This window comes from Tistlia sp. (assembly GCF_040905785.1).
In the GTDB taxonomy this organism is placed as follows: Bacteria; Pseudomonadota; Alphaproteobacteria; order Kiloniellales; family DSM-21159; genus Tistlia.
In genome coordinates, this window is sequence record NZ_JBBDQW010000043.1 from 27,037 (window position 1) to 34,484 (window position 7,448).

The following is a 7,448-nucleotide window of genomic DNA, read 5'->3' on the forward strand; positions in this document are numbered from 1 at the left end:
CCCCCCTGCCTCGGCAGTGGATGCGTTTAGACCAAATCGTGACCGGTCGGATCCACTTCGGGATCCGACCGGTCACGTGAATTTGGTCTACCTCAATTGAATAGAGCAGATTCAGGCGACCTTACGGATCGCTATGCGATTCCGTGAGGTCGCCATCTGCTCGAGGCGGTCAGTCCTTGGCGACGGGCAGACCCTTGGCGTTCCACTCCTCCATGCCCTTGGCGTAGTAGTAGACCTTGCTGTAGCCCAGGCCGAGCGCCGACTGGACGGCGTTGGCGGCGCGCCCGCACTTCAGGCCGTTGCAGTACATCAGCACCGGGGCGTCCTTGCTCGGCAGCACAGCCGCCAGGGTGTCGGCGTTGACGTCCGTGTCGACGAGGCGCTCCGCCCCCTCGATGTGGCCGGCCGAGAAGTCCTTCTCCTTGCGATTGTCGAGGACGATCAGGTCGGGATGCTGGTCGAACAGCGCGATCACGCCGTCGGCGTCGACCGTGGTGGCGCCGGGGATCTCGACCGGCGCGTCGGCATGGGCGGGCAGGCTCGCGAAAAGCGTGACGGCCAGGGCGGCCAGGGCGAGTTTCAGGGTCTTCATGGTGCAGTCCTCTCTCTTGTCGGTTGTCTGGAACGGCCCGGCAGCGCCCCTTCGCGGCACCGGTCGCTTGTCGTGACGGTTTTTTGTTGTTGTCGGGCGGCCGGTCCGGCTCACGCCGCCTCCGTGCCGCCTTGCCCCCCGTTGTCGCTGCGGATGCGTGCCAGCACCTCGGCGATCCGGCCGTGCATCTCGACGATCTGCTGGCTGACCATGGTCGCGCCGACGTCGACCTGGCGCGACAGCTCGGCGGCCGAGCGCGTCTGGTCGCTGGTCTTGGCGAAGCCCTCGGCGACCTGGGAGATGCCGGCGGCGGCCTGCTGGACGTTGCGCGCGATCTCGCCGGTCGCGGCGGTCTGCTCGTCGACGGCCGAAGCGATGGTGGTCGCGACCTCGCTGACCTTGGCGATGGTCGCGCCGATCCGCTCGATCGCGCCGACCGCCTCGCCGGTCGCGCCCTGGATGCTGCCGATCTGCTGGCCGATCTCGTCGGTCGCCTTGGCGGTCTGGGTCGCCAGGTTCTTGACCTCCGAGGCCACGACCGCGAAGCCCTTGCCGGCCTCGCCGGCGCGCGCCGCCTCGATCGTCGCGTTGAGCGCCAAGAGGTTGGTCTGCTCGGCGATCGCCTGGATTAGGGTGACGATCTCGCCGATCTTCTGCGCCGAGTCCGCGAGCGCGCGCACGCTGGTCTCGGTGCGCTCCGTCTCCTCGACGGCGCTGGTGGCGATGCTCGTCGATTCGGCGACCCGCCGGCCGATCTCCTCGCTTGAGGCGGCCAGCTCCTCGGTCGCCGCGGCGACTGTCTGGATCGAGGTGTTGGCCTCCGTCGAGGCGAGGGTGACGGCTTCGGATTCGTCGCTGATGGCCCGCACCGTCTCGCTCATGGAGGCGGCGTCCCGGCTCATGGCGCCGGTCTGCTCCGAGACCTCGGCGACCAGCCGGGCGACGTCGTCCTCGAGCTGGTCGCAGAGCCCCAGCATGCTGGCGCGCAGCTGGCCGGCCACCTCTTCGTCGTGGCGCGCCTGGCGCTCGTTCTCTTCGGCCTGGCGAGCGGCCTCGGCCTGGCGTGCGGCTTCGGCCTCGGCGCGCATCGCGGCTTCGCGCCGCCGCGCCCGGTTCAGGTAGAGACTGACCACCGCGACGCCGGCGAGGCCGACGCCGCCGCCGACCAGGGCGAACAGCAGGAAGAACTCCAGGCGGGTGCCGGAGAGCTGCGCCCTGAGGGCGCTGACATCGGCGCTGAGCTCGGCATCGACCAGCGGTGCGCCTTCCGGCGTCGCCAGCGGCACGACCACGGTATCCAGCGCGGTGCCTTCCTCGAAGCTGACGTTGTCGAGCGTGGCGAGCGTCTCGGCGCCGCCCGGCCCGCGCAGGCTGACCGCCATGCCGAGGCGGCTGTCGAGCGTGCGCAGGGCGTGCAGCGGGTCGACGTGGACCGCCAGGTAGCCGCGCAGCCGCAGGCCGCCGATCGGTGCGAAGACCGTGAGGTAGGGCCGCTCCGGACCACTCCAGCCGCGTGTCAGCAGCTCCAGGCGCGTGCTGCCCTCGCGGCCGGCGACCTCGGCGAGCAGGGCGTTCGGCGGGCTGGCCGGCGCGGCGCCGGCGGTCCACCGCTCGGCCACCAGGTCGCCGTCGGCGGTGTAGGTCGACAGGCCGAGCAGCGCCAGCCGACCCTGGGTCACCACGCCCTGCTTGAACTCCTCCTCGAGCAGCGCGCCGATGGCCGCGCCGTCCGCGGCGGCGACGCCCGCCGCCAGCTCCTTGTCGGCCGACACGGTCTGGGCGAGGTCGGCGGTCAGCAGCGCATAGCGGTTCCACAGCATGTCGTCGCTGGCGACGCTGGCCAGCTCGGCGGTCTGGCCATGCTGAAACTCGGTGACGAAGGTCTCGTAGCGGGTGGTCAGCTTCCACCCGACCCAGGCGGCCGCGAGCAGAACCAGCAGGTTCGCGGCGATGAGCAGAAGCGTAATTGCCTGGCTGCGGAGAAATGCCATCGCGCGAGCTCCAGTGTCTGGCGGGGGCGGGCCGTGCGTGGCCCGTACCGGATGGTTCCCCTCGTTCAGATCACTAATAGCTCGGACATTATTGAGAAGTTATTAATCGTCGGCAGTGCGGCTCCGCAGCTTAACTGTCCATTTAGGTAACGACCCAAACGAAAATAGTCCTATACTATAAATCTATGTGAAGAAATATTACGGCTTGGTCATGATGATCCTGATGATCATCGAAATCTCGGGTGCGTGCTCAAAAAATCCTCAGGCTGATGACCGCCTGTAGTGTACAAGTCTTCAATGGTCGTATCGGTCCTAGACTTTTCATTTGCGCTGGATCAAATGCCGTTCTTTCCGATAAGACGAGATCACCCAGGTTCGTTGCCGGTTTACTTCCGCTACCCGGTCAACCTGGCCGGGAAGCCGGGCGCGCGCAGTTCGCTGCCGAGCGCGTCCTCCAGCAGCTTGACCACCTGGGTCGACTGCGCTTGGCCGCCGTATTGTGCGCGCGCGCGCAGGAAGGTCCCGCCGGTCAGGCCGGCGAGCTCGAGCGGCACGCCGAGCGACCTCCCATAGCCGGCGGCGAAGGCCAGGTCCTTGCAGGCCAGGTCGAGGGTGAAGCCGATGTCGTAGCTGCCGTTCAGAATCACCTGGCCCTCGGTCTCGTGGACGAAGGAGTTGCCGGAGCTCGCCGCGATCGCCCGGTAGGCCTTGGCCAGGTCCAGGCCGCCCTGCTTCGCCAGCATCAGCGCCTCGCCCTCGGCGACCAGGTGGACGAAGGCGAGCATGTTGGTGATCACCTTGATCAGCGCCGCCGAGCCGAGCGGGCCCATGTGCAGGACCTCGCCGCCCATCGCCTCCAGGGCCGGCCGGTGCGCCTCGAAGGTCGTCGCCTCGCCGCCGACCAGAACGGTGATCTCGCCCGTGGCCGCGCGGTGCACGCCGCCGGTGACCGGCGCCTCCAGGGTGGCGATGTCGCGGGCGGCGGCGAGCGCGGCCAGGCGCGCGACCTCGGCCGCCTCGTTGGTGCTCATCTCGATCCAGGTCGCGCCCGGCCGCAGCGACTCGAAGAGTTGGGGCGCGACCGCCGCCGAGGCGGCCGGCGAGGGCAGGCAGGTGATCGCGGCGTCGGCCGCCGCGGCGGCGCTGGCGGGGTTTTCGGCCCAGGCCGCGCCGGCGGCGAGCAGCGGCTCGGCCCGGGTCCGCTCGAGGTCGCTCACGGTGACGGCGAAGCCGGCGCGCAGCAGGCTGCCGGCGAGATGCCCGCCGAGGCTGCCGAGGCCGACGAAGGCGTAGTGCATGGCGTCCTGTTCCTTCGGCTGTCGGAGAAGAGGGGGGGCGGGCGGGGGATCGAGGCGGCGCGGTCAGCCGGCCGGCCGCCAGGGCACCGGCTGCTGCGCCATCTCCAGGTGCAGCGCCTCGCCCTCGTAGGGATGCGCCGCCGCGACCGCCTCGTCGAGCTCGACGCCGAGCCCCGGCGCGTCGGGCACGATGACGTAGCCGTCCTGCCAGCGGATCGGCGTCTTCAGGATCTCGGCGTGGAAGCCGCCCCAGGCCTGGATCGATTCCAGGATCAGGAAGTTCGGGCAGGTCGCGGCGAGCTGGATGTTGGCGGCGCCGACGACCGGGCCGCAGTAGAGGTGGGGCGCGACCTGGGCGTAGCGCGCCTCGGCCATGCCGGCGATCTTCTTGGCCTCCAGCAGGCCGCCGACGCGGCCCAGGTTCATCTGCAGGATCGAGGCGGCACCGAGGTCGAGCACCCGGGCGAACTCGTACTTGGTCGCAAGGCGCTCGCCGGTCGCCACGGGAATCGAGGTGCCGCGCGCGACGACCGCCATCTGCTCCGGTAGCTCCGGCGGCGTCGGCTCCTCCAGCCACAGCGGGTCGTAGGGCTCCAGCCGCTTCGCCAGGCGCAGGGCGCCGGCCGGGGTGAACTGGCCGTGGGTGCCGAACAGCAGGTCGGCCGCGCCGCCGACGGCCTCGCGGATCAGCCGGCAGAAGCGCTCGCTGCGCTCCAGGGTCTCGGGATCGGGCATGCGCGGGTCGAAGGCCGAGTAGGCGCCGGCCGGATCGAACTTGAGCGCGGTGAAGCCCTGGCGGACGTAGTCGGCCGCGCGCGCCGCCGAGCGCTCGGCGTCGTGGTAGAAGTCGGCGCCGTCGGCCTCGCCCGGATAGAGGTAGGTGTAGCTCCTCAGCCGCTCGTGGACCTTGCCGCCGAGCAGGACGTGGACCGGCTTGCCGCAGTCCTTGCCCAGGATGTCCCAGCAGGCCATCTCGACGGCGCTCAGGATGCCGGCGAGCGAGAGGTCGGGGCGCTGCCCGTAGCCGGCGGAGTAGACCCGCCGCCACAGCGACTCGATGCGCCTCGGGTCCTCACCGACGACGTAGCGCGCGCAGAGGTCCTCGATCATGGCGACAACCACGCGCGGGTGGAACGGCAGGCAGTAGGCCTCGCCCAGGCCCTCGACGCCGCCGTCGGTGACCAGCTTCAGGAACACGAAGTAGCGCCCGCCGAACCCCGGCGGCGGGTTGCCGACGACGAAGGTCCGGACCTCGGAGATTCTCAAGAAAGGCTCCTGTCGCGTGACTCGAGAGCCGGCGGATGCCGGGGCCCGGTCGGGGTCAGGTCGCCGGGCCGTCGGCCCGAAGGGCCTGCCGGATCGCGCTCAGCAGCTGCGAGTCCGAGAAGGGCTTCGACAACCAGCCGGCGGGGCGGGCGGCCTGGGCCCGGCCGCGTACCTCCTCGTCCCGATGGGCGCTGACGAACAGGCAGGGGATGTCGGCGCGCTCGCGGATCTCCAGGGCCGCCTCGACGCCGTCGCGGGTCCCGGCCAGGCGGATATCCATCAGCACCAGGTCGGGGACCTGGTCGAGCGCCGCCTGCACCGCCGCCTCGGCGGAAGTGGCGATGCCGACGACGGCATAGTTCGCTGCCAGCGCGGCGGCCTCGATCTCCTGGCCGATGAACCAGTCGTCCTCCACGATCAGCAGGCGGGCGGCGTGGCCCGGCCCGTCCTTGAGCCGCTGCGCGGCACCCCTTGCGGGATCGGAGTCGTCCTGAACCCCGTGGGTGAACAGGCGAGGCGCGGGCATCCGCAGGACGATCTGGCTGGAATTCAACGTCATCAACCGGCCGACTCCGCGGCAGCGTACGGAAACTTCACTGTGCAGAATGTGCCCTCGCCGCGGCTGATGTCAAAGGCCCCGCCGATCTGGCGGCAGAGGCCCCTGACCAGGGTCAGCCCGGACGAGCGCTTCGGGGCGGCCGTTTCGGCCCAGGCCGGGCCGCAGTCCCAGACGGTCAGGACGATCTCCTGGCCGGCGCGGCGGAGCGTGACGGCGACGCGGCCTGGGCCGAAGCCGAGCCCGTGCTTCAGGGCGTTGGCGGTCAGCTCGTTGACGATCAGGGCGACCGGCGTCGTCACGTCGTTGCGCAGCTCGACCTGGTCGGAGTCGGTCGTCAGGACCGCCCCCGGCGGCCAGGTCTGCGCGAGCGCCTGGCACAGCGACTCCAGGAAGTCGCGTGCCGGCACCGAGGCGAACTCGCCGGCCTGGTACATGAGCTGCTGGGACGAGGCGATCGCCAGCAGGCGCGAGCGGAACTCGCCGATGAAGATGCGGACCTCCTCGGAGTCGGCCTCGCGTGCGCTCAGCGAAAGCATGCCGAGCAGCATCTGCGTGTGGTTCTTGACCCGGTGGTGCAGCTCCTGCAGCAGCACCTCCCGGTGCCGCACCGCCTCCTCCAGGGCCGCCTGCGCGCGGCGGTGCTGGCGGATCTCGCGGTTGAGCTCGCGCACCTTCTGGCCGAGCACCGAGAACTCTGCGCCGGCGTCCGCGCGCAGGCGCAGGAGAATCGTGGCCGCTGCCGCGGAACCTCGGGCGAAGACCGCTCCCTGCGCCTGCACCTTGCGGCAGCCGGCCGGCGTCTTGACGACCATCGACCCGAGGAGCGGGCTGCCCGAGCCCGAGCAGCGACCGAGATAGGCGAGGAACTCCCCCTCGTCCTCGATGTAGTCGAGGAGGTTCGCCCCCTGGGGGTCGCTGCCCAGCAGGGACCTGGCACCCGGATTCGCGACCTCGACCGCGCCCGCCCTGTCGACCACCAGCAGGGGCTCGGGCAGGACGCTCAGCAGCCGGCGGAAGGCCGTGGCATCATCCATCGGCACGCTTGAAGTATTCCCGGGCGTCGGTGTCGTCGTTCTCGCTCGGCGTCAGGTAGACGACGACCCGGCAGCCGGCGTCGCCGCGGGCGATCGCCCGCTCGATGTCGACCCTGGCGTAGCCCAGGTTCTCGGCGGTGATGTGGCCGAAGACGTTGGAGGTCATCATGCAGAGCGCGGGGCGGCCCGCGACCTGCTCGCCGAAGGGGCAGGCGCTGTTGGCGAGGACGATGCGGTCCTCGCGCTCCTCGACGACATGGAACTTGCCCTGGATGCGTCGCTTCAGGTCGACCAGGACCTGAGCGACCTCGGCGCGGCCGAGCCGGTCGACCGCCAGCGCGCGCCGGTACTCGGCGTCGATCTGCTCGCCCATCGCCTGGCCGACGACGCTGATGTAGCCGGAGGCCTCCTCGAGGCCGACGACGTCCTGAAGGCTGCCGCTGAGCTCGCGCAGCAGGCTGCGCAGGAAGAGGTCCCGCTCGAGCCGGACGTCGGCCGTTCGGACCTGCTCGTCGTCGATCATCCAATATCCTTCCAACTTGCCGCGCCACCGAGGGGGTGCCTGCGGCTCCCCGCAGGCGAACGAACGAGACCTTGCGCCAAGGCCGGCGGCGAATCAATCGGCCGGGCCGCCGCCGCCCGAGCTGCCACGTCCCTCGACAGGCTTCTGTAATCGGGTGCAAGCAAGAAAGCATCCTTGGGGCTCCG

The 7,448-nt window shown here is 70.4% G+C and carries 7 protein-coding genes; all 7 read right to left on the minus strand.

The annotated features are described in order from the left end of the window. Positions 1-169: 169 nt before the first annotated feature. The gene (locus WD341_RS10405) at positions 170-592 is read right to left on the minus strand and encodes a rhodanese-like domain-containing protein (protein ID WP_368425383.1); all 423 of its coding nucleotides are present in this window, start codon (positions 590-592) and stop codon (positions 170-172) included. A gap of 110 nt (positions 593-702) precedes the next feature. Then, the gene (locus WD341_RS10410; protein WP_368425384.1) at positions 703-2,583 is read right to left on the minus strand and encodes a methyl-accepting chemotaxis protein; all 1,881 of its coding nucleotides are present in this window, start codon (positions 2,581-2,583) and stop codon (positions 703-705) included. A gap of 395 nt (positions 2,584-2,978) precedes the next feature. Continuing rightward, entirely contained in the window at positions 2,979-3,881 is a 903-nt protein-coding gene (locus WD341_RS10415; protein ID WP_368425385.1) for an NAD(P)-dependent oxidoreductase, read from the minus strand. A gap of 63 nt (positions 3,882-3,944) precedes the next feature. Beyond that, positions 3,945-5,147, minus strand: a complete 1,203-nt coding sequence (locus WD341_RS10420) for a mandelate racemase/muconate lactonizing enzyme family protein (RefSeq protein ID WP_368425386.1) — start codon at positions 5,145-5,147, stop codon at positions 3,945-3,947. Positions 5,148-5,202: 55 nt separating this feature from the next. Next, positions 5,203-5,706 carry a response regulator gene (locus WD341_RS10425; RefSeq protein ID WP_368425387.1) on the minus strand — a complete coding sequence of 168 codons (504 nt, stop codon included), beginning with the start codon at positions 5,704-5,706 and terminating at the stop codon, positions 5,203-5,205. Continuing rightward, positions 5,706-6,740 carry a sensor histidine kinase gene (locus WD341_RS10430; protein ID WP_368425388.1) on the minus strand — a complete coding sequence of 345 codons (1,035 nt, stop codon included), beginning with the start codon at positions 6,738-6,740 and terminating at the stop codon, positions 5,706-5,708. The genes WD341_RS10425 and WD341_RS10430 overlap by 1 nt, the downstream gene beginning before the upstream one ends. After that, positions 6,733-7,263, minus strand: coding sequence for a methanogen output domain 1-containing protein (locus WD341_RS10435; RefSeq protein WP_368425389.1), 531 nt, complete (start codon positions 7,261-7,263; stop codon positions 6,733-6,735). Before WD341_RS10435 ends, WD341_RS10430 begins: the two co-directional genes overlap by 8 nt. Positions 7,264-7,448 lie beyond the last annotated feature (185 nt).

Coding starts and splice junctions, on each gene's coding strand:
- WD341_RS10405 (WP_368425383.1), bottom strand. CDS start 592: ATGAAGACCCTGAAACTCGCCCTGGCCGCCCTGGCCGTCACGCTTTTC.
- WD341_RS10410 (WP_368425384.1), bottom strand. CDS start 2,583: ATGGCATTTCTCCGCAGCCAGGCAATTACGCTTCTGCTCATCGCCGCG.
- WD341_RS10415 (WP_368425385.1), bottom strand. CDS start 3,881: ATGCACTACGCCTTCGTCGGCCTCGGCAGCCTCGGCGGGCATCTCGCC.
- WD341_RS10425 (WP_368425387.1), bottom strand. CDS start 5,706: ATGACGTTGAATTCCAGCCAGATCGTCCTGCGGATGCCCGCGCCTCGC.
- WD341_RS10430 (WP_368425388.1), bottom strand. CDS start 6,740: ATGGATGATGCCACGGCCTTCCGCCGGCTGCTGAGCGTCCTGCCCGAG.
- WD341_RS10435 (WP_368425389.1), bottom strand. CDS start 7,263: ATGATCGACGACGAGCAGGTCCGAACGGCCGACGTCCGGCTCGAGCGG.